This is a genomic window from Azonexus sp., assembly GCF_049652925.1.
Taxonomy (GTDB): Bacteria; Pseudomonadota; Gammaproteobacteria; order Burkholderiales; family Rhodocyclaceae; genus Azonexus.
The window spans coordinates 174,497-196,079 of the sequence record NZ_JBASFI010000014.1 but is presented as its reverse complement, the minus strand read 5'-3'; the positions used below and the strand labels follow the sequence as shown (position 1 = coordinate 196,079).

The 21,583-nt window shown below is 56.3% G+C and carries 26 protein-coding genes; 17 read left to right on the top strand and 9 right to left on the bottom strand.

The features are described from left to right. Positions 1 to 239: 239 nt before the first annotated feature. The 5 genes from erpA to rplM form a co-directional block, all read right to left on the bottom strand. The gene (gene erpA / locus WBK19_RS07370) at positions 240 to 590 is read right to left on the bottom strand and encodes an iron-sulfur cluster insertion protein ErpA (RefSeq protein ID WP_494648130.1); all 351 of its coding nucleotides are present in this window, start codon (positions 588 to 590) and stop codon (positions 240 to 242) included. Positions 591 to 654: 64 nt separating this feature from the next. Further along, positions 655 to 1,056, bottom strand: a complete 402-nt coding sequence (locus tag WBK19_RS07365) for a bactofilin family protein (RefSeq protein ID WP_511288351.1) — start codon at positions 1,054 to 1,056, stop codon at positions 655 to 657. 11 nt (positions 1,057 to 1,067) lie between these two features. Further along, on the bottom strand, positions 1,068 to 1,622 hold the full coding sequence (locus tag WBK19_RS07360; RefSeq protein ID WP_511288349.1) for a DUF6776 family protein: 555 nt from the start codon (positions 1,620 to 1,622) through the stop codon (positions 1,068 to 1,070). Positions 1,623 to 2,019: 397 nt separating this feature from the next. Continuing rightward, on the bottom strand, positions 2,020 to 2,412 hold the full coding sequence (gene rpsI / locus WBK19_RS07355) for a 30S ribosomal protein S9 (protein WP_226403796.1): 393 nt from the start codon (positions 2,410 to 2,412) through the stop codon (positions 2,020 to 2,022). A 9-nt stretch (positions 2,413 to 2,421) separates the two neighbouring features. Then, positions 2,422 to 2,850: a 50S ribosomal protein L13 gene (gene rplM, locus WBK19_RS07350; protein WP_117607868.1), complete on the bottom strand. Its 429-nt coding sequence runs from the start codon at positions 2,848 to 2,850 to the stop codon at positions 2,422 to 2,424. A 500-nt stretch (positions 2,851 to 3,350) separates the two neighbouring features. Here rplM and WBK19_RS07345 point away from each other — a divergent pair, with 500 nt between their 5' ends. After that, positions 3,351 to 3,779: an OsmC family protein gene (locus tag WBK19_RS07345; RefSeq protein WP_511288347.1), complete on the top strand. Its 429-nt coding sequence runs from the start codon at positions 3,351 to 3,353 to the stop codon at positions 3,777 to 3,779. A gap of 16 nt (positions 3,780 to 3,795) precedes the next feature. On the opposite strand, the gene coq7 is transcribed toward WBK19_RS07345, so the two are convergent. Genes coq7 through WBK19_RS07330 form a run of 3 tightly spaced genes read right to left on the bottom strand, consistent with a single transcriptional unit; the run spans position 3,796 to position 5,491 of the window. Next, positions 3,796 to 4,419, bottom strand: coding sequence for a 2-polyprenyl-3-methyl-6-methoxy-1,4-benzoquinone monooxygenase (gene coq7 / locus WBK19_RS07340; RefSeq protein WP_511288360.1), 624 nt, complete (start codon positions 4,417 to 4,419; stop codon positions 3,796 to 3,798). Between the two features lie 5 nt (positions 4,420 to 4,424). Continuing rightward, positions 4,425 to 4,940 carry a CNP1-like family protein gene (locus WBK19_RS07335; protein ID WP_511288345.1) on the bottom strand — a complete coding sequence of 172 codons (516 nt, stop codon included), beginning with the start codon at positions 4,938 to 4,940 and terminating at the stop codon, positions 4,425 to 4,427. Positions 4,941 to 4,942: 2 nt separating this feature from the next. Continuing rightward, entirely contained in the window at positions 4,943 to 5,491 is a 549-nt protein-coding gene (locus WBK19_RS07330) for an RNA pyrophosphohydrolase (protein ID WP_511288343.1), read from the bottom strand. A gap of 111 nt (positions 5,492 to 5,602) precedes the next feature. Here WBK19_RS07330 and WBK19_RS07325 point away from each other — a divergent pair, with 111 nt between their 5' ends. Both WBK19_RS07325 and WBK19_RS07320 read left to right on the top strand, forming a co-directional pair. Then, the gene (locus WBK19_RS07325; protein WP_511288341.1) at positions 5,603 to 7,333 is read left to right on the top strand and encodes a proline--tRNA ligase; all 1,731 of its coding nucleotides are present in this window, start codon (positions 5,603 to 5,605) and stop codon (positions 7,331 to 7,333) included. Continuing rightward, entirely contained in the window at positions 7,321 to 7,932 is a 612-nt protein-coding gene (locus WBK19_RS07320) for a lytic transglycosylase domain-containing protein (protein ID WP_511288339.1), read from the top strand. Before WBK19_RS07325 ends, WBK19_RS07320 begins: the two co-directional genes overlap by 13 nt. A 69-nt stretch (positions 7,933 to 8,001) precedes the next feature. On the opposite strand, the gene ffh is transcribed toward WBK19_RS07320, so the two are convergent. Next, positions 8,002 to 9,357, bottom strand: a complete 1,356-nt coding sequence (ffh, locus tag WBK19_RS07315) for a signal recognition particle protein (RefSeq protein WP_511288337.1) — start codon at positions 9,355 to 9,357, stop codon at positions 8,002 to 8,004. Positions 9,358 to 9,386: 29 nt separating this feature from the next. Between ffh and WBK19_RS07310 the strand changes: the two genes are divergently transcribed. From WBK19_RS07310 to WBK19_RS07245, 14 genes are all read left to right on the top strand, one after another. Further along, complete coding sequence (locus WBK19_RS07310) at positions 9,387 to 10,226, top strand: cytochrome C assembly family protein (protein WP_511288335.1); 840 nt, start codon at positions 9,387 to 9,389, stop codon at positions 10,224 to 10,226. A 3-nt stretch (positions 10,227 to 10,229) separates the two neighbouring features. Then, positions 10,230 to 11,501, top strand: a complete 1,272-nt coding sequence (locus WBK19_RS07305; protein ID WP_511288333.1) for an HlyC/CorC family transporter — start codon at positions 10,230 to 10,232, stop codon at positions 11,499 to 11,501. Positions 11,502 to 11,576: 75 nt separating this feature from the next. Then, complete coding sequence (gene pilB / locus WBK19_RS07300; protein WP_511288331.1) at positions 11,577 to 13,292, top strand: type IV-A pilus assembly ATPase PilB; 1,716 nt, start codon at positions 11,577 to 11,579, stop codon at positions 13,290 to 13,292. Positions 13,293 to 13,307: 15 nt separating this feature from the next. After that, positions 13,308 to 14,534, top strand: a complete 1,227-nt coding sequence (locus WBK19_RS07295) for a type II secretion system F family protein (protein ID WP_511288329.1) — start codon at positions 13,308 to 13,310, stop codon at positions 14,532 to 14,534. Next, positions 14,534 to 15,388 carry a prepilin peptidase gene (locus WBK19_RS07290; protein WP_511288327.1) on the top strand — a complete coding sequence of 285 codons (855 nt, stop codon included), beginning with the start codon at positions 14,534 to 14,536 and terminating at the stop codon, positions 15,386 to 15,388. The genes WBK19_RS07295 and WBK19_RS07290 overlap by 1 nt, the downstream gene beginning before the upstream one ends. A gap of 71 nt (positions 15,389 to 15,459) precedes the next feature. After that, positions 15,460 to 15,714 (top strand): FmdB family zinc ribbon protein, encoded by a 255-nt coding sequence (locus WBK19_RS07285; RefSeq protein WP_511288325.1) that lies wholly within the window; start codon positions 15,460 to 15,462, stop codon positions 15,712 to 15,714. Next, a complete protein-coding gene (locus tag WBK19_RS07280; protein WP_511288358.1) occupies positions 15,714 to 16,328 on the top strand; it encodes a DUF502 domain-containing protein in 615 nt (204 codons plus the stop codon). The genes WBK19_RS07285 and WBK19_RS07280 overlap by 1 nt, the downstream gene beginning before the upstream one ends. Positions 16,329 to 16,345: 17 nt before the next feature. After that, positions 16,346 to 18,145 (top strand): aspartate--tRNA ligase, encoded by a 1,800-nt coding sequence (gene aspS / locus WBK19_RS07275; protein WP_511288323.1) that lies wholly within the window; start codon positions 16,346 to 16,348, stop codon positions 18,143 to 18,145. Positions 18,146 to 18,151: 6 nt separating this feature from the next. Then, on the top strand, positions 18,152 to 18,532 hold the full coding sequence (locus WBK19_RS07270) for a guanyl-specific ribonuclease (protein ID WP_511288321.1): 381 nt from the start codon (positions 18,152 to 18,154) through the stop codon (positions 18,530 to 18,532). After that, positions 18,522 to 18,950, top strand: coding sequence for a barstar family protein (locus tag WBK19_RS07265; RefSeq protein ID WP_511288319.1), 429 nt, complete (start codon positions 18,522 to 18,524; stop codon positions 18,948 to 18,950). Before WBK19_RS07270 ends, WBK19_RS07265 begins: the two co-directional genes overlap by 11 nt. Next, positions 18,947 to 19,402, top strand: coding sequence for a dihydroneopterin triphosphate diphosphatase (nudB, locus tag WBK19_RS07260; RefSeq protein ID WP_511288317.1), 456 nt, complete (start codon positions 18,947 to 18,949; stop codon positions 19,400 to 19,402). Before WBK19_RS07265 ends, nudB begins: the two co-directional genes overlap by 4 nt. A 60-nt stretch (positions 19,403 to 19,462) precedes the next feature. Continuing rightward, entirely contained in the window at positions 19,463 to 19,879 is a 417-nt protein-coding gene (locus tag WBK19_RS07255; protein WP_511288315.1) for an Hsp20/alpha crystallin family protein, read from the top strand. An 83-nt stretch (positions 19,880 to 19,962) separates the two neighbouring features. Further along, complete coding sequence (argB, locus tag WBK19_RS07250; protein ID WP_511288313.1) at positions 19,963 to 20,850, top strand: acetylglutamate kinase; 888 nt, start codon at positions 19,963 to 19,965, stop codon at positions 20,848 to 20,850. Between the two features lie 64 nt (positions 20,851 to 20,914). Continuing rightward, positions 20,915 to 21,577, top strand: a complete 663-nt coding sequence (locus WBK19_RS07245; protein WP_511288311.1) for a pyrimidine 5'-nucleotidase — start codon at positions 20,915 to 20,917, stop codon at positions 21,575 to 21,577. Positions 21,578 to 21,583: the final 6 nt, after the last annotated feature.

The following is a 21,583-nucleotide window of genomic DNA, read 5'->3' as shown; positions in this document are numbered from 1 at the left end:
GCACACACCGCAAAACCCCTGAAATCAGCCTATTACTTCGTAGCTCACTTCAAGTATTTCAATCTCACGCACCCCAACAGGACTCTGAAAACGAATCGAATCCCCTTCTCGACTCTTGATCAAGGCTGGGGCCATGCCTACTGCGAATTAACTACCCACACTGCGCCTCACCCCCTATCTGATTAACCTGAACGTAAAAAAGGCGGCTTTCGCCGCCCTTTTCCTTACTCCCGAACCGATCAGGCAGAAAAGGAGGAGCCACAACCGCAGGTGGAAGTCGCATTCGGATTACGAATGACGAACTGAGAGCCTTCAAGCCCCTCGCTGTAATCAATCTCGGCACCAACCAGATACTGATAGCTCATAGGGTCGATCAACAGCGTAACGCCATTCTTCTCCATAGTCGTATCGTCTTCATTGACCTCTTCATCAAAAGTGAAGCCGTACTGAAAACCGGAACAACCCCCACCCGTAACAAAGACTCGCAACTTGAGCCCCGGATTGCCCTCTTCCTCAATCAATTCCTTTACCTTGCCAGCGGCACTATCGGTAAAAACAAATGGCGTAGTCGTTTCGGTAACTGCATTCATAAGGCAAACTCCTGAGAAAATTCGTGCAAGATTATGCAAGCCGGCGATATCACGGTCAATCTAATTAGGCAGAGGTAGCCAACTTTAGTTCCACCGGCTTATTAGCCGAATGAAGCAGGCGGCCCTCGATCACCGCCCCTTGATGCATTTCAATTACCGCGTACTCGACATCGCCAACAATCTGTGCCTTTGATTGCATCTCGAGCGACTGAGTCACAACAACAGGACCAACCACAGTCCCATTGGTCACCACATGCGCCACGTTTACAGCCCCCTCAATGCGCGCGTGCTCGCTTATCACCAACACAGAAGAAGACGCGCCTTCGGCCGCAAGAATACTTCCCTTTACCTCTCCATCTATCCGCAAACCACCGGTAAAGTGAATACTCCCCTCAATGCGGGTTCCCGCGCCGATCAGGCTATCGATCCGCCCCAAGGGCTTGCTTTCATTTTTTTTTCCGAACACTTGATCCACTCCTAGAGTTGAGCCGATAACTTTGACTTAAGTGTATCACCCTGCAAAATCCTAGCCTCTACACCCAACAAGGTAGCCGACTCGGGCAACTCAAACTCGCCTTCGCGACGCAGAAAACGTTTTAGATCAATCTGATACTCCGCAAGCGCTTCGCGTTTATCCGGTAGCACCAACTGAACACTTTTGCCAGATTGAGCATAACCAATTACCAACTGAAGACGCCCCCGAAAGTCCGGAGTCAGCCTATCGGGCTGAAACGCAAGGAGCATTCGATATTGGAAACGCCCCGCCCCCCTCTGAACAACACGAAAACTCTCGACACGAACGGTAGCCCCATCACCAACTACCGGCATCAAACGCTCAAATAAAAGAATATCTTCCTTTAACGCTGCGTTTTGCGCCTCCAGCTCCTGAATTCTCCCCAACAATTGCTGCTGGCTCGCCCGCTCGATACTGACCGCATTTTGCCCCGTTCCCGCAGTCGACCGCAGAACATTCAATTCTTCTCGCTGAGCCTGTATTTGCTTGCGCAATCCATCCAATTCCTGGCCCGACATCCTGGCTTCACCACTCCGGGCAACAAGCGCCCCTACAAAGGACGCAAAGACCACCAACAAGAGCACAAGCAAAGCAAGCCACCGCCACGAAAAATGGCTTCGCACAACCACCCTAGGCGCGGCAACCCCGAAACGGCGGCGAAACCGCCTCACCTTCAGAGCAATAGCTGGAGTTGGCATAACCTTGATTCTTCAACTCGATACAAAATAAAGACCACTCCCCTTCGCACCAGCTAACCATCGCTGGCAAAACCCTTTAGATCTCATAGCATCGCCGACATCAGGAAGCCCCCCCCCCCTGCACTTAACATAGGCGAGGCCAGACTGGAGCATGATACTCCGCGCGCCCCAAAAACAAAAAAGCCGCCCAAAGGCGGCTTTTTGATCCTGCAGCGTATTAACGCTTGGAGAACTGCTTCCGGCGACGGGCCTTGTGGAAGCCGACTTTCTTACGCTCGACCTCACGGGCATCACGCGTAACGAACCCGGCTTTCGACAGCGCAGGCTTCAGTGCAGCATCGTATTCAATCAGCGCACGGGTAATACCGTGGCGGACCGCACCAGCCTGGCCTGATTCGCCACCACCGATAACATTTACCTTGATATCAAAACCGCTCAATTGCTCAACCAGCGCCAGCGGCTGACGCACAATCATGCGGCCCGTTTCGCGAGAGAAGAACTGATCAACCGGTTTGCCGTTGACAACGATGGCACCAGAACCACGCTTCATGAACACACGAGCAACGGCGCTCTTGCGACGACCGGTACCGTAAAAATAACCTTCAGCCATGATAACCCCTTAGATTTCCAGAGCCTTCGGCTGCTGGGCAGTGTGAGGATGCTGTTCGCCAGCGTAGCACTTAAGCTTCTTGAGCATGGCATAGCCCAGCGGACCCTTGGGCAGCATGCCCTTAACGGCGGTTTCCAGGGCACGACCCGGGAAACGCTGCTGCATCTTCTTGAAGTTGGTTTCGTAAATACCGCCCGGATAACCGGAATGGCGGTAGTACTTTTTATCTTCGGCCTTGTTACCTGTCACGGTAAGCTTTTCGACATTGGTGACGACGATAAAATCGCCGGTATCAACGTGCGGAGTATAGATAGCCTTGTGCTTGCCACGCAGTCGGCGGGCAATTTCGGTTGCGAGGCGGCCGAGCACCTTGTCTGTGGCGTCTACCACAAACCACTCGCGCTTCACCTCATGTGGCTTGGCGGAAAACGTTTTCATATAAGTGTGCCGTCCTGAAAAATTTGGGCGCAGATTGGAGAAAGGCGCGGATTCTAGTCGACTCCTGCTACAGGTGTCAATGCCTATCGACTCATTTCAACAAAAGGACAAAAAAAACGCGGCTCGCTGAGCCGCGTTAAATCCACACCAAAGGAGGAGGGTGGAGGAGACAAATCTGAACTGGAGAACTTATCGCTGTTAAGTCACTTCAGTTCGTACGCTTTGCATTCTCCACGAACAGCAACCTGAGCGCAAGAGCTTGTTTGTGCAACGCACCATTATTGTTCTTATGATTAAATAACTACTATTTATCAACTCTAACACAATGTTAATAAATATTAAATATTAGATGTTATGACGTAATTGATCATTATGGAATTACATGACAGCTCCATTAAACACAAGAAACAAACAATAATTTGCTGCGCCGCAACAACGCCCCAAGCCAAACCCGAATGCATCACATCCGTTAGAATTCACGATCTTGCAAGGAGATCAATATGGAATGCACCGTTAGATGGATGGGTAACGACGCCGGAATGTCGTTTGTCGCGGAGACCGGCAGCGGTCACGCCGTGGTCATGGATGGCGCGCCGGAGGCGGGTGGAAGAAACCTGGGCCTGCGGCCAATGGAGATGGTTCTAGCCGGGACCGGCGGCTGCACGGCATTTGATGTCGTATTGATTCTGAAGAAAGGGCGACATGCCATCAGCGCTTGCGATGTCAGCCTGAAAGCTGAGCGAGCGGAGAGCGATCCCAAGATTTTTACGCACATCCACTTTCATTACCGCGTCAAGGGCAAGCAGCTCAAGCCCGACGTAGTTGCGCGCGCTATCGAGTTATCGAAAGATAAATACTGCTCGGCATCGATCATGATCGCCAAGACAGCGGAGATCACTCACGACTTCGAAATTATCGAAGAAGCCTGAGCTCAGCCGCGACAAATCAAATGCGGTAGGCGACCCCGGTCATCACCTTGGCCGCCATTTTCATGGCAATCTTTACCGGCACGGGAAGTTCTGCAGCCCCGTACCGAATGGCCGTTTCGGCATGCTGAATCTCATCCCGGCGCATCTGGTCGACTATTGCCCGCGAACGACCGTCATCCACGGGCAAGCTGAGCAAATGCCCATCCAGATGGGCTTCGACCTGCCTCTCGGTTTCGGCCAGGAAGCCGAGATTCCACTTGTCACCCAGAGCACCTGCGGCAAGACCCAGGCCCAAAGAGCCAAGATACAGGAGCGGATTTAGCAGGCTCTTGTGCCCGCCTAATTCGGTGATGCGCTGTTCTGTCCAGGCCAGATGCTCGGTTTCCTCGTTGGCAGCACCGCGCAAAGCATTGCGGATTTGCGGATCCCGGGACGTAAGTGCTTGTCCCTGATACAAGGCCTGGGCGCAAATTTCGCCACAGTGATTAACGCGCATCAGGCCGACAACATGGCGCTTTTGCTCGGCATCAAGATCGGCCTCCGGCAGCACTTCGCCAGGCGTTGAACGAATGCTGCGGGCCGGTGCCAGCACCGTGCGCAGGGCACGGTCAAATTCGAGAATCAATTGATCCGGGGACATGAGTTTCAACGTTTGTTATCCGGGTGCACACCCTTGATCAAGGCATTCCGAGCTTCGGCGGCGTCTTGCACGATATTTCCAATTGGGCAGAAATACTCAAGAAAGAGCGCTGCATGCTGGCGATTGGCATAGGCATCCTGAATGCGCACCCATTCGTTTTTCCGCGCCTTCGACCAGCTTCCATCCTGCCGCCCCGAGGCATAGATACGACGCTCACGGGTCTGGCAACGCATCCCTTCATAGGTCACGTTGCGCGCGCCCTGCGGCGTCAAGACAAGTAGGACGTAGCGCACGACGCCATCGCTGCCGACGGTGAGCGTCGCCCCATCAATAAAAAAGCGATTTTCAGTGGCCGCGCTGACGTAAAACGGTAGCAAAGTTTCTTGCTTGGGCGCCGCCGGCAGTTGGACCTCGATTTCCTGCCATTCCTTGCTTTCGTAATCTTCTTCGAAATCAGCGAAGACCGCGGCGGATGCCAGCATGGCAGCCAACAGGAGAGGCGCACTACGGAACAATGACATGGCTAATCCTCGTGCTGGGCGGAAACATCGAAATCCGACGGTTCACTAGAAAGCCGCCGATGCTTCGCCCCTTTGCGGTCGAAATCGATAAAGCGGACGAGCTCGTTGAGCGCCTGCTCGTAAACCAGCCGTTTGAACTCAATCACCGCGTCAAGCGGAATCCAGTAATCGTTCCAGCGCCAGGCATCGAATTCCGGCTTGTTGGTGGCGCGCAGACTGACATCACTGTCGCGCCCTACCAGGCGAAGCAGGAACCAGATCTGTTTCTGCCCCTTGTAGGATCCGCGCCATTCGCGCTTGATCCAGTGTGTCGGCACTTCATAACGCAACCAGCCTTTGGTTCGCCCAAGGATACGCACGTGTTCGGGCAGGAGCCCGACCTCTTCGTGCAGTTCTCGAAACATGGCTTCTTCCGGCGTTTCGCCGCGTTTGATGCCACCTTGCGGAAACTGCCAGGAATGTTCACGTATGCGTTTTCCCCAGAAAACCTCGTTCTTGGCGTTACAAAGAATGATGCCGACGTTCGGGCGATAGCCTTCGCGGTCGAGCATAGAAATCCTGAAAAATTAATAGTTAGGCGGATTCTTTCACAAAGGGCTCCCGCATGCAAAGAAGCTGGACCGTGTAAAATCGAGGTTTCGCAACGAATTCAAGAGCATCCCATGCGCACTTCGCAGTTCTTTTTTACGACTCTCAAGGAAGCCCCGGCCGACGCTGAAGTTATCAGCCAGAAAATGATGCTGCGCGCCGGCTACATCAAGCGCGCTGCGGCGGGCATTTATACCTGGATGCCGCTTGGCCTGCGCGTACTGCGCAAGGTTGAAAATATCGTGCGCGAAGAGATGAATAATGCCGGCGCGCTGGAATTGCTGATGCCTGCAGTCCAGCCGGCCGAGTTGTGGCAGGAATCCGGCCGCTGGGAGCAGTACGGCCCGGAGTTGCTGCGTTTCAAGGATCGCCACCAGCGCGAATTCGTCATCGGCCCGACACACGAGGAAGTGATTACCGACGTGGTGCGTCGCGACGTGAAGAGCTATCGGCAACTGCCGATTCACTTGTATCAGGTCCAGACCAAGTTCCGCGACGAAATTCGCCCGCGTTTTGGCGTGATGCGCGGCCGTGAATTCCTGATGAAGGACGGGTATTCCTTCCACTCGTCTTTCGAGGATTTGAAACGCGAATACGGCAACATGTACGACACCTACAGCCGGATTTTCACGCGCCTGGGCCTGCGGTTCCGTGCCGTGGCGGCCGATACCGGCTCGATTGGCGGCACCGGCTCGCATGAATTCCATGTGCTGGCCGACTCCGGCGAGGACGACATCGCTTTCTGCCCGGACTCCGGCTATGCGGCCAACGTTGAACTGGCCGAGGCCGTGGCGCCCTCCTCCGCGCGCGGCGCCGCGACGCAAACGATTACCAAGGTCGCCACACCGGGCAAGATGGCTTGCGTCGACGTCGCTGAATGCCTGGGCGTGCCGCTGGAAAGAATCGTCAAGTCGATTGCCGTACTCAGCGAAAAGGAAGATGGCAGCACGACTTTCGCCCTCCTGCTGCTACGCGGCGACCACGAACTGAACGAAATCAAGGCGAGCAAGATCGCCGCCATCAACCCTTTCCGTTTTGCCACGGAAGGAGAGGTCGAGGAATATCTGGGCTGCAAGCCCGGTTACATCGGCCCTTCCACGGTCAACCGGAAAAAAGTGGCTATTTTTGCCGACCGCAGCGTTGCCGCGATGAGCGATTTCGTCTGCGGCGCCAACGAAGCCGGCTTCCACCTGACTGGCGTGAATTTCGGCCGCGACTTGCCGGAACCGGAAGTTGCAGATATCCGCAACGTCGTCGCTGGCGATCCATCGCCTGATGGCCAAGGCAAGCTGGAAATCTTGCGTGGCATTGAAGTCGGCCACATTTTCCAGCTTCGCCAGAAGTATGCCGAAGCACTGAACTGCGCTTACCTCGACGAAAACGGCAAGAGCCAGATCATGGAAATGGGCTGTTACGGCATTGGCGTGTCGCGCATCGTCGGCGCCGCCATCGAACAGGGCAACGACGACAAGGGCATCATCCTGCCGCCGGCCATTGCACCGTTCGAAGTCTGCCTGGTGCCGATGGGCTACCACAAGAGCGAGGCGGTCAAGGCGGCTGCCGACCAATTGTACGGTGAGCTGAAGGCAGCGGGCGTTGATGTCGTGCTCGATGACCGCAACGAGCGTCCAGGCGTCATGTTTGCCGACATGGAACTGATCGGCATTCCGCATCGCGTCGTCATCGGCGAGCGTGGCCTGAAGGAAGGCCAGCTCGAATACAAGGGCCGCCGCGATGCAGAAGCAACGATGATCGCCCAAGCCGATGCCCTCAGCGTCCTCAAAGGAAAGTTGTGCGCCGGCTGATTGCGGCGATTTGTTTGTGTAGCGCGTCGGCGGCCTTCGCCGGCGCGCAAAAGTATGAACCACTGTCGGCCAGCGTCCAGGCTGCACTGCACAAAGCTGTCTCAGACTCCCGCCCGACGGTCAGTTCGTTCAAGACACCGATGGAGGCGGCTGACTGGCTGGGCGAGATGTCGCGTCGGCTGGAAAAACGCATCCCGAACCGCGAATACCGCATCGATCTTCTGCGTAGCGTGCATTACGAAGCGACCAGGGCCGGGCTGGATCCGCAACTGGTACTCGGGTTGATGCAGGTCGAATCGGGCTTCCGCAAATACGCTGTATCGTCGGCTGGCGCGCGGGGATACATGCAGGTCATGCCGTTCTGGGTCAAGGTGATCGGCCGCCCGGACGACTCGCTGTTCGACCTGCGCACCAGCCTGCGCTACGGCTGCACCATCCTGCGTCATTATCTGGATATCGAAAAGGGCGATCTGTTCCGCGCCCTTGGCCGCTACAACGGCAGCCTGGGCAAACCGGAATACCCAAACATGGTTCGCGCCGCCTGGCAGAACCAGTGGGGCTACGAGAAGCCTGCTCGCCTGGCCCAGTCAGGACTTTGATTTTCGGCATTTTTTCCGGTTGACCGTGTGATTGCCACGGTCAACCGGAAAAACCGGCCAAAATTGAAATCAGCGCATTCCCGGCATCATGCCCTTCATGCCGCGCATCAGCTTGCCGATGCCGCCCTTGGTCATCATCTTCATCATTTTCTGCGACTGCTCAAACTGATTGAGCAGTCGATTGACTTCCTGCACCTGAACACCCGCCCCCATCGCGATGCGGCGTTTGCGGCTGGCCTTGATCAACTCAGGCTTTGACCGCTCAAGCGGCGTCATCGAATTGATGATGCCCTCGACCCGACCGACCATCTTGTTCTCGGCACCGGCCGGCATCTGGCCAGCCATCTGAGCGATCTGCGCCGGCATCTTGTCCATCAGCGCCGACAGGCCGCCCATGTTGCGCATCTGGCCAATCTGTTCCTTGAAATCGTTGAGATCGAAGCCCTTGCCGGATTTCAGCTTCTTGGCGAAAGCAATCGCCTTTTCCTCGTCCAGCCCCTTCTTGGCATCTTCAATCAGCGACAGCACGTCGCCCATGCCGAGAATCCGCGAGGCCATCCGTTCCGGATGGAACGCTTCGAGGCCCGAGAGCTTTTCGCCCACACCCGAGAACTTGATCGGCTTGCCGGTAACATGACGCACCGACAAGGCGGCACCACCACGCGAATCACCATCGAGCTTGGTCAGCACGACGCCGGTCAGCGGCAACGCTTCGTTGAAGGACTTGGCCGTATTGACCGCATCCTGACCCAGCATGGCATCGACGACGAACAGCGTTTCGATCGGATTGATCGCCGCATGCAGCCGCTTGATTTCGGCCATCATTTCTTCGTCGATAGCCAGACGGCCGGCCGTATCGACGAGCAAAACATCGTGGTAATGACGCTTGGCCCAATCCAGCGCGGCCAAGGCAATCGCCTCCGGCTTCTCGCCGATGGTCGACGGGAAGAAGTCGACACCAGCCTGCCCGGCCACCGACTTCAACTGCTCGATAGCCGCCGGACGATAAACGTCACAGGAAACCACCAGCACCTTCTTCTTGTGATTTTCCTTGAGAAACTTGCCCAGCTTGCCGACCGTCGTCGTCTTGCCGGCGCCCTGCAAGCCGGCCATCAGGATGATCGCCGGCGGCTGGGTATTGAAATTGATGCCTTCGTGGGCGTCGCCCATGATCTTGGTCAGCTCGGCGTGCACAACGCCGATCAGCGCCTGGCCGGGGCTCAGCGAACCGATCACCGCCTCGCCCACCGCCTTTTCCTTCACGGCAGCGATAAAATCCTTGACCACCGGCAAGGCCACATCAGCCTCGAGCAGCGCCATGCGCACTTCGCGCAGTGCGTCAGCAATGTTGGTTTCAGTCAGGCGAGCTTCGCCCTTGAGCGTCTTCATGACGCGTGCAAGGCGATTGGTCAGGTTATCGAGCATGTCGTTTGGGCTTCTAGTAGAATCTAAGGATGGTTGATATTGTAATTCAGCTTCTGCCGCACATTCTCGCCGCTCTGCTTTATGGTGCACTTGGCTTCCATTTCTGGAACACCCGTTGGCGCGAGGGAGAAAACCAGTGCGTCGCCTGTCCCATGCAAACCTGGGAGCGCATCGCCATTGCCGTGGCGCTGGTCATTCACGCCACCGGCCTCTACGACGCCCTGTTTGCCGAAGTCGGCATGCGCTTCTCATTCAGCTTCGCCCTGTCGCTGATGATGTGGCTTGCCGTGCTGATCTATTGGCTAGAGAGCTTCATGGCCAGAATGGAAGGTATGCAACCCATGGTGCTGCCGCTGGCCGCACTGTGTACGGTGCTTCCAGCCTTCTTTCCGAACGTTCATCTGGTCGCCCACGCCAGCGCCACCGGCTTCAAGCTGCACTTCCTCGCCGCCATGCTGGCCTACAGCCTGCTCACCCTGTCGGCGCTGCACGCTATCTTCATGGGCTTTACCGAAAATGCCCTGCACAAGCGCTCTCTAACACGCAGCCTGAGCAGTCTGCCGCCGCTGCTGACCATGGAAAAGCTGCTGTTCCGGATGCTGCTGGTCGGCTTCATTCTGCTGACCCTGACCGTCGGGAGCGGCGTGCTTTTCTCCGAAGCCCTGTTTGGCAAGCCGCTGACAGTGGATCACAAAACTCTATTCGCCTTCGCTTCGTGGGGCATCTTCGCCACCCTGCTGGTCGGCCGCCACGCATGGGGCTGGCGCGGCAAACGCGCTCTGCGCTGGACCCTGACCGGATTCGCGCTGTTGATTCTGGCCTACGTCGGCAGCCGTTTCGTCGCCGAAGTCATCCTGGGACGAGTCTGAGCCGTGGATGAAATTCCGCTATCGGCACTGCTTATAGTGCTGGTTGTCCTGCTGGCTCTGTCGGCTTTTTTTTCGCTCAGCGAAACAGCCATGATGGCCAGCAACCGCTTCCGTCTTCGCCATCTGGCCAAGTCGGGACATCACGGCGCACAAAAAGCGATCGCCCTGCTCGACCAGACCGACAAGATGCTCGGCGTCATCCTGCTCGGCAACAATTTGGTCAACTCCGCAGCAGCAACACTCGTTGGCGTAATCACCATCGCACTATTCGGCGAAGAGAAGTGGGCCCTCGCCGCAGGCACGCTCGCCGTCACCTTTGCCATCCTCGTCTTCTCGGAAATCACCCCCAAGATCATCGGTGCCACCCACGCAGACCGCCTGGCCGGCCGCCTCGGCTACGTGCTAACCCCGCTGCTCCGGCTCTTTTACCCGGCGGTCTGGTTCATCAACCTGTTCGCCAGCGGCCTGCTTCGACTTTTTCGCCTGACGCCCAAAAGCACCGACGGCCCAGCCAAGCTATCGCCAGAAGAGTTGCGCAGCCTGGTGCTCGAGTCATCGCACCTGATGCCCCACAAGCACCACGCGATTCTTTCGAGCTTGTTTGAGCTCAACAACATCACCGTCGAAGACGTCATGACGCCTCGCGGCAGCATTGAAATTCTCGATCTCGACCAAGAATGGGATGAGGTACACGCCCAACTCGCCACCAGCCATCACAGCCGACTTCCAGTCTGCCGTGAATCACTGGACCAATTGATCGGCGTACTGCCCGTTCGCCGCCTTCTAACCAACCTTGGCGACCCCGACTTTGACGAAGCGGCCCTGTTGCAACAGCTGCAACCACCTTATTACATTGCCCCGGGCACACCGGTTTTCTCGCAACTCGCCTTTTTCCAGGAAAACCGCCAACGAATCGGCTTCGTTGTGGACGAATACGGTGAGATCCTCGGCCTTTTGACGCTTGAAGACATCATTGAAGAATTTGTCGGTGATTTCACCACCTCTTTACCCGGCCTTGGCCACGAACTCGGCTGGTCAGATGCCGGCGATGCGATTGTTGAAGGCTCCCGCGCGCTGCGCGATCTGAACCGGATGCTTGGCCTGGATTTCCCGATCGATGGTCCCAAAACGCTAAATGGTCTGATTCTCGAACACTTTCAGGATATCCCCGAGTCCGGCACGAGCATCAAACTGGCCGGGGTGGCCGTTGAGGTTCTCCAAACCCAAGATAGAAGCGTCGTAACAGTCCGTATCTTTCGACCAGAAAGCACCTAGTACCTGACCTGTCCTTTACAAACGGGCGCCTGCGTAGCATCATCAAGCGATCTAATCAGCATTTCATATTGATCAATGGCGGCAACACCTCAAAATCCTCCACTCGGCGGCCTGGCACGAGCGCTTGTACAGGCCGGGCAACTCAAGGAGGCTGAGGCAGAACAATTGCTGGCCCAGGCCCACAGCAGCAAGACATCGCTGATTGAGCAGATCATCGCCAGTCAGAAAGCAGGCGCGTTGGATATTGCGCGTTTTGTAGCGGACACCTTTGGCTATCCGTTGCTTGACCTCGCTGCCTTCGACGAGGCGCACATTCCGTCAGATGCAATCGACCGGAAGCTGATCGCCACCCACAAAGTCATCCCACTCAACAAGCGCGGCAATCGCCTTTCGGTAGCCATTGCCGACCCGACCAATCTGCGCGCACTCGACGAAATCCGCTTTCAGACCGGACTCGCTGTCGATCCCATCGTCGTCGAGCAATCGAAACTAGCCCCACTGGTCGCCAAGTACGCCGAATCCGCCGCAGATGCCCTTAAGAGTTTCACCAGCGAAGACATCAACCTCGACTTTCTCGACGAGGAGGCGGCCGGCAAAGCCGACGAAGTAGCAGGCCAAGAGATCGATGACGCACCAGTTGTCAAATTCATCCAGAAAATGCTGCTTGATGCCATCAACGACGGCGCTTCGGATATCCATTTCGAGCCCTACGAAAAATTCTATCGCATCCGTTTTCGCGTCGATGGCATTTTGCGCGAAGTCGCCACCCCGCCATTAGCCATCAAGGAAAAAATAGCTTCACGCATCAAGGTCATTTCACGGCTGAACATCGCCGAAAAGCGTGTGCCACAGGACGGACGCATGCGATTGGTTCTTTCCAAAACAAGAGCCATCGATTTCCGGGTCAGCACCCTGCCGACACTGCAGGGCGAAAAGATCGTCATGCGGATTCTCGACCCCACTTCAGCAACCCTGGGCATTGAGGCCCTTGGTTATGAGCCGGAACAAAAAGCAGTATTGATGGAAGCCATCAGCAGGCCGTATGGAATGATTTTGGTGACCGGCCCTACCGGTTCTGGCAAAACAGTGTCGCTCTACACCTGCCTCAACATCCTGAACAAGGACGGCATCAACATTTCAACGGCCGAAGACCCAGCTGAAATCAATCTGCCGGGCGTCAATCAGGTCAATGTCGATGATCGCGCTGGTTTGACCTTCCCCGTCGCACTGAAAGCCTTTCTTCGCCAGGACCCGGACATCATCATGGTCGGCGAAATCCGCGACCTGGAAACTGCCGAAATATCGATCAAAGCGGCGCAAACTGGCCACCTTGTACTTTCGACGCTACACACCAACGACGCGCCGCAAACGCTGACCCGCCTCATGAACATGGGAGTTCCCATGTTCAATATTGCCTCCAGCGTTCTCCTGATTACCGCACAACGTTTGGCCCGTCGACTCTGCAATTGCAAAAAACCCATCACCGTTCCGGAACAGGCGCTTCTTGATGCGGGTTATACGGAGGCCGACCTCGATGGATCCTGGACATTGTTTGGCCCAGGAGGCTGTGATCGCTGCAAAGGCACCGGCTACAAGGGACGAGTCGGCATTTATCAAGTCATGCCAATCTCGGAAGCCATGCAGCGCCTTATCTTGAGCGGCGCCTCCGCTCTAGACCTGGAAGCACAGGCGAAGGTTGAAGGCATAAAAAACCTCCGCGAATCAGGGTTGTTGAAAGTAAAACAAGGCATGACGTCGCTTGACGAAGTTTTAAGCACTACCAACGCCTAATGAAAAGGAAAAGATATGGCTACCGCCGCAAGATCTAGGGCCTCGGCAGTCAAGGAAAGCACCTTCCTCTGGGAAGGTAAAAACAAGGATGGAAAATCCATTCGCGGCGAAATGCGCGCGGCCAGCGACTCCGTTGTGCAAACAACGCTGCGCAGGCAAGGCGTGACCAACACCAAGGTCAAAAAAGTCCGCTTTAAGACAGGTGGCAAGATCACCGAAAAGGATATTTCCCTTTTCACCCGTCAATTGGCGACCATGATGAAATCCGGGGTTCCACTGTTACAGTCGTTCGACATTGTTGGCCGTGGACACTCCAACCCCGCTGTGGGCAAGCTATTGCTCGACATAAAGTCCGATGTAGAAACAGGAAGTTCTCTGTCTCAAGCATTCCGCAAATTTCCGCTGCAATTTGATGCCTTGTATTGCAACCTGGTGGCTGCTGGCGAACAGGCCGGTATTCTAGACACATTGCTAGACCGTCTTGCTACCTACAAGGAAAAGATCATAGCAATCAAAGGAAAAATCAAATCGGCGCTTTTTTACCCGATTGCAGTTTTAGTTGTCGCATTCATCATCACAGCCGTGATCATGATATTTGTCATTCCTGCCTTTAAGGAGGTATTCCAGAGCTTTGGCGCGGACCTACCTGCACCAACCTTATTTGTCATTGCGTTGTCTGACTTTTTCGTTGCCTACTGGTGGGCGATATTCGGCATTCTCGGCGGTGGCCTTTATGCATTTCTGGAGAGTTGGAAGCGCTCTGAAAAAATCCAGATGGCAATGGACAGACTGCTTCTGCGCATGCCCATTTTTGGAGATATCGTCCGCAAATCGGTCATTGCTCGCTGGACCAGAACCTTGGCGACAATGTTTGCTGCAGGCGTACCGCTGGTCGAATCGCTTGAGTCTGTAGGTGGCGCGGCTGGTAATCATGTATACAAAGTTGCGACCCGACAAATTCAAAGTGAAGTATCGACAGGCATCAACCTGACCACTGCAATGCAAAACGCAAATATATTCCCCAATATGGTTACTCAAATGGTCTCCATTGGAGAAGAGTCCGGGGCACTCGATTCCATGCTTTCAAAGGTTGCCGATTTCTTTGAAGCAGAGGTTGACGATGCAGTAGATGCCATGTCCAGCCTAATGGAGCCCATCATCATGGTCGTCCTCGGCACGCTGATTGGGGGCATGGTTGTCGCCATGTACCTACCTATATTCAAGATTGGGGCGGTTGTTTGATGTTCCCCGAATCACTGGGTGGCCTGGCCGCCATGGCAGGACTGCTCGGTTTGTGTGTTGGCAGTTTTCTCAACGTGGTCATTCACCGTCTGCCCAAAATAATGGAGCAAGAGTGGCTGGCACAATGCGCCGAATTACGTGGTGATACACTTGCCACCACAGCGGAACCCCTGTCACTAGCAAAGCCTCGCTCACGCTGTCCTGCTTGCGGTCATCAGATCACGGCCATCGAGAATATTCCTTTGATCAGTTACCTGTTCGTCCTCAAGGGAAAATGCTCGGCGTGCGAGGCGCCAATTTCGTCTCGCTATCCGATCATCGAAGCTCTTTCGGGACTCTTGTCAGCGTATGTTGCCTGGCATTTTGGCGCAACGCTTCAAGCCGCCGGGGGGCTGATTTTGGTCTGGGCGTTGATAGCGCTCGCCGCCATCGACCTTGATACCCAACTATTACCGGATTCGATCACCTTGCCACTGCTGTGGCTGGGGCTCAGCCTGAACCTGTGGGGAGCTTATGCCGATCTCCCTTCTGCAGTCGTCGGAGCGATGTTCGGCTATCTGGCCCTGTGGAGCGTATTCTGGCTATTCAAACTAGCAACCGGCAAGGAAGGCATGGGTTACGGCGACTTCAAACTCCTTGCCGCGCTCGGTGCATGGCTGGGATGGCAAATGCTGCCCGCGATTATTCTGCTCTCTTCGGTTGTCGGCGCCATTGTCGGTATCACGTTGATCGTTGCAACGCGTCATGGTCGCAACGTGCCTATTCCATTTGGCCCCTACCTTGCAGCCGCGGGAGGCATAGCCCTTTTCTGGGGTGAATCCATTACACGCAGCTATCTTGGTCTGCTCGGTTGAAAAAAGCTGCCCTCGCCCCGATATAGCCAACTCCGACTCTCGGTTATAATTCAAGGTTTTGGAGGACTCCCATGCCGATTTACGAATATCGCTGTGACTCCTGCGGCTTCCAGAAAGAACATCTGCAAAAAATGAGCGATCCTGTGCTCACGATTTGCCCGGAATGCAGCAAGGAAAGCTACAGCAAGCTACTTTCCGCCGCCGGCTTTCAGCTCAAGGGCAATGGCTGGTATGCCACTGACTTCAAGGGTGGCAGCAAGAAGACTGATGCCGCGCCCCCATGCCAGACCGGAGAAGGAAGCTGCTCGTCGTGCGTGGCCAACTGATCAAACGCTATTTCATCACGGGCCTCCTGATTTGGGTCCCGCTGGTTATCACCGGCTGGGTTCTGTCAATGATCATCAGCACGCTCGACCAGTCCTTGCGCCTGCTACCAGAGGGCATGCATCCGCAAAGTCTGGTGGGCTTTGCCATTCCTGGCGCCGGGGCGGTCCTGACGCTGGCGATGATTCTATTTACCGGCCTGCTGGCCGCCAATTTCATTGGCCAAAAACTGGTGGTCTGGTCGGAAAAGGTCTTGGCCCGTATTCCAGTCGTGAACTCCGTCTACCACAGCGTCAAGCAGGTTTCCGACACGCTTTTTTCACCGAACGGCAATGCCTTTCGCAAAGCGCTGCTGATTCACTACCCCCATCAGGGAAGTTGGACCATCGCCTTCCAGACCGGACATCCAGGTGGCGATATCGTCAATCATCTTGATGGCGAGCATGTCAGCGTCTACGTGCCGACTACACCAAACCCGACCTCGGGATTCTTCCTGATGCTACCGGCCAAAGACGTCATTGAACTCGAAATGACCGTCGACGAAGCACTCAAATACATCATCTCGATGGGCGTGGTGGCTCCCCAGCCGCACCCCCGCGTCATCACCAACACCTGAATCAACCGGAAAGTTTCATGCGTACCCATTATTGCGGACAACTTAATGCCGCCCTCGACGGGCAAATCGTTACCCTGTGTGGCTGGGCCCATCGTCGGCGCGACCATGGCGGCGTTATTTTCATCGACCTGCGCGATCGCGAAGGCTTGGCTCAAGTCGTTTGCGACCCTGATCGCGCCGCCACGTTCGCCATCGCCGAATCGGTCCGCAATGAGTTTTGCCTGAAGATCACCGGCAAAGTCCGTCCGCGCCCGGCCGGCACGACCAATGCCAACCTGGCATCCGGCGAGATAGAAATCCTCTGCCACGAGATCGAGGTGTTGAACCCATCCGTCACGCCACCGTTTCAGCTGGATGAAGACAATCTCTCGGAGAACGTTCGCCTGCTGCATCGCGTCATCGACCTGCGCCGTCCGCAGATGCAGAACAACCTGATGCTGCGCTACAAGACCTCCCGCGCCTTCCGCCGCTTCCTTGACGACAATGGTTTCATCGATATCGAAACGCCGATGCTGACAAAGTCGACTCCGGAAGGGGCCCGCGATTATCTGGTGCCTTCACGCGTCCATCCGGGCCAGTTCTTCGCCCTGCCGCAATCGCCGCAACTTTTCAAGCAGCTGCTGATGGTCGCCGGCTATGACCGCTACTATCAGATCGTAAAATGCTTCCGTGACGAAGACCTGCGTGCCGATCGTCAGCCCGAATTCACCCAGGTCGATATCGAAACCTCGTTCATGAGCGAGGCCGAGATCATGGCGCTGACGGAAAAACTGATCCGTACCGTCTTCAAGGAAGCGATCGACGTTGATCTGCCCGACTTCCCGCGCATGACCTACGCCGAAGCTATGCACCGCTTCGGCTCCGACAAGCCGGACCTGCGCGTCACGCTGGAGCTGACCGAAGTCACTGATGCCTTCAAGGATGTCGCCTTCAAGGTATTCGCCGGTGTTGCCAACAGCGAGGGCGGCCGCATCGCCGCCATGCGCATTCCGGGCGGCGCCACGCTGACTCGCGGCGAGATCGACGCCTATACGCAATTCGTCGGCATCTATGGCGCTCGCGGCCTGGCTTACATCAAGGTCAATGACGTCACCCAGATCAACGAAACCGGCCTGCAATCGCCGATCGTCAAGAACCTCTCCGAAGCCTCCCTGAAGGCTGTCATCGAACGCACCGGAGCCCAATCCGGCGACCTGATCTTCTTCGGTGCCGACAAGGCCAAGATCGTCAATGATGCCCTCGGCGCATTGCGCATCAAGATTGGCCACGAAAAGGGCTTCGTCACCGGTGCCAAGTGGGCGCCGCTGTGGGTCATCGACTTCCCGATGTTCGAATACGACGACGAAAACAAGCGTTGGTCGGCCTGCCACCACCCGTTCACCAGCCCGAAGGACGAGCATCTCGACCTGCTGCTCAGCGATCCTGGCAAGTGCCTGGCCAAGGCCTACGACCTCGCGCTCAACGGCTGGGAGCTGGGCGGCGGTTCGGTCCGTATCCACCGTGCCGACGTGCAGGAAAAAGTCTTCTCGGCCCTCAACATCGGCCCGGAAGAACAACAGGCCAAGTTCGGCTTCCTGCTCGACGCATTGAAGTACGGCGCGCCCCCGCATGGCGGCCTGGCCTTTGGTCTGGATCGTATCGTCACCATGATGACCGGTGCCGAATCGATCCGCGACGTGATCGCCTTCCCGAAGACCCAGCGCGCCCAGTGCTTGCTGACCGATGCGCCATCTGGCGTCGACGAAAAGCAACTGCGCGAACTGCACATCCGCTTGCGCCAGAAGGTCGAAACGCAAGTCGAAGTCAGCCCGACCTAAACGCTGATGCAGATTTGCCTGCGCCTCCTGATCGTCGCCTGGCTGGCGATCGGGAGTGCGTTCGGTTTCAGCTTCGGCCGCGATGCTGCGGTCGACACGATTCTTGCGGCAAATTTGCCGGCCGAAGCCCGGCAAACACTCGCCCTGATCAAGGCAGGTGGCCCCTTTCCTTATGAGCGCGATGGCATCGTATTCGGTAACTTTGAGAAACGGTTGCCGCTACATCCGCGTGGCTACTATCGCGAGTACACGGTAAAAACCCCGTGGCGCAAGGATCGCGGGCCTCGCCGGATCATCACCAGTCGCGACAGCAGCTACTATTACACCGACGATCATTACCGGACCTTTCGGCGGATTGTCGAACAGGGACCTACCCATGAGCGATAACCTGCTGGAAAACGCTAGTGCTTCCGGGGTCTATCATCTGGAAGCAACACAACAGTCGACCATCGAGATGGCTGCCCACCAAGCAGATTTGTGTGTACTGAAGGCCGACATCGCAAAACAAGCGTCAACACAGGACGTCTTGCTTCAACTCGGTACCGCGCTGGATTTTCCGAGCTGGTACGGCAACAATTTCGATGCGCTCTACGACTGCCTGACAGATCCCGACTGGCACCCTGCCAAGGGGCACGTTCTGTTCATCAACGGCATAACCCGCTTGCGTGCATCGCAGCCGGCCGATTTCGCCACCTTGATCGAGGTCTTGGAGGCTGCCGCCGAAGACAGACGCAAAACGCATGTGCCTTTCTGGGTGCTGATCGATGCCCCGGCCCGCGGCATTTCGATGCTTGCCGAGGCATGACCACCGGCCACAAACAGCCAGTTTCCGTTCTGGTCGTCATTCACACGGTGGCCCTTGACGTACTCCTGCTGGAAAGATCTGCCCACCCGGAATTTTGGCAATCGGTGACGGGAAGCCGCGAAGGTAGCGAAGCACTGATCGACACCGCACGCCGCGAAGTCCTCGAAGAAACCGGGATCGACACTGCCCAAGGGCAGCTTGTTGACTGGCAGATGACCAACACCTTCGAAATATTCACTGAATGGCGGCACCGCTACGCCCCAGGGGTGACCCATAACGTTGAACATGTATTCAGCCTGCAGTTGGCTGATCGACCGCCCATCGTCACTGCACCTGATGAACACCGCGACTGGCAATGGCTTCCCTGGCGAGAAGCCGCCGAGCGCTGCTTCTCATGGACCAATCGAGACGCCATTCTTCTGTTGCCAAAAAGGCGCTCTTCGCGGGCTTGAAACTGCCAAAACCTCTCCTATATTTGGTCCACGAAAGCTTCATCAACCAAGGAGAAAACCATGGCAAACATTACCCGAATCGACCCATTCGACGACCTGTTTCGCGGCTTTTTCGTACGTCCCATGGATTTTGAAGGCGCCCCAGCCCAACCTCCGTCCATCAAGATGGATGTCAAGGAACAGGGCGACAGCTATCTGATCCATGCCGACCTGCCGGGCGTCAAGAAGGAAGACATCCATGTCGTCGTTGATGGCAGTCAGGTATCGATCAGCGCCGAAGTCAAACAGGAGAAGGAAACCAAGGAAGGGGAGCGCGTACTTCGTTCCGAGCGCTATTTCGGCAAGGTGTCCCGGTCGTTCCAATTGGGGCAGGAAATTGACGATGGCAAAGCTGTCGCCAAGTTCAACGATGGCGTACTTGAACTGACCCTGCCAAAGCGGACTGAAACGACCAGCAAACGCTTAAGCATCGTTTAACACCTGCGCCGTTCGCAACAGGCCGGACCCCGTTCCGGCCTTTTTCTTTGTACAATCCGCGGCGATTCCACTTGGAGCCCGCCATGAGCATCGAAGACCTCACCCCCGGCATCAAGGCCGCCGTTCTGGCCGAAGCCCTGCCTTACATCAAGCGTTTCCACGGCAAGACCATCGTCGTCAAATACGGCGGCAATGCGATGACCGACGAGCACCTGAAAAGCTGCTTTGCCCGCGATGTCGTGCTGCTTGAACTGGTTGGCTTCAATATCGTCGTCGTCCATGGTGGCGGTCCGCAGATCGAAAGCCTGCTCGCCCGCGTCGGCAAAAAGGGGGAATTCATCCAGGGCATGCGCGTCACCGATGCTGAAACCATGGAAGTCGTCGAAATGGTACTCGGCGGCCAGGTCAACAAGGACATCGTTAACCTGATCAACCAGCATGGCGGCAAGGCCGTCGGCCTGACCGGCAAGGATGGCAACTTCATCCGCGCCAAGAAGCTGATGCTCGAAAACAAGGACCACCCGGGCGACCTGATCGACGTCGGCCAGGTCGGCGAAATCGTTTCCATCGACCCGACCCTGATCGACCATCTCGACAAGGGCTCCTTCATTCCGGTCATCGCCCCGATTGGTGTCGGCAAGGATGGTGAAACCTACAACATCAACGCCGACGTCGTCGCCGGCAAGATCGCCGAAGTACTCAAGGCCGAAAAGCTGGTCCTGTTGACCAACACACCCGGCGTACTCGACAAGAACGGCGATCTGATCACCGGCATCACGCCCAAGCAGATCGATGAAATGGTCGAGGACGGCACGCTGTCCGGCGGCATGCTGCCGAAGATCGGCTCGGCGCTCGATGCCGCCCGCAACGGCGTCAAAGGCGTCCATATCATTGACGGCCGTGTCGAACATGCGTTGCTCCTGGAAATCCTGACCGACCATGGCGTCGGCACGATGATCAAGTCGCACTGATGCTTGATTGCTCCCCGAAAAGCCCGCGCCAGCGGGCTTTTTCCTTTCCGCAACGGAAATTGCCATGAAAAATCCGGTCTGGCTATTCGACCTCGACAACACCTTGCACAACGCGACTCCGCACATTTTCCCCCACATCAACCGTTCGATGCGCGAGTACATCGAGCGCCACCTCGGTGTGGACGAACATGAAGCAACCCGCATCCGGCATGGCTACTGGGTCCGCTACGGCGCCACGTTGCTTGGCCTGATGCGCCACCACGGGACAGACCCGCGCCACTTCCTGCGCGAGACCCACCAGTTTCCCGACCTGGAGCGCATGCTCGTCTTCGACAAACCACTGATCCACACGCTACGCCGACTACCAGGCCGCAAGATCATTTTCTCCAACGCACCACGCCATTACGCCGAGGCCGTTCTTGACCTCACCGGACTCGGCCGCTGTTTTGATGCGGTCTACACGGTTGAAAATCTGCGTTTTCAGCCCAAGCCCATGCTCGCCGGATTTCGCACACTACTCCGTGCCGAGCGCCTCGACCCGCGCCACTGCATCATGATCGAGGACAGTCTGGCCAACCTGGTTACTGCCAAAAAGCTCGGCATGAAAACCGTGTGGGTAAGCACTGGCTCACGCCGGTCGCCTTTTGTTGACGTTAAAATCCGCTCGGCAACACAACTATCACAATGCTACGGTCGACTGGAAATTTCGACCAAAAATGAAATCTGAGGAGGG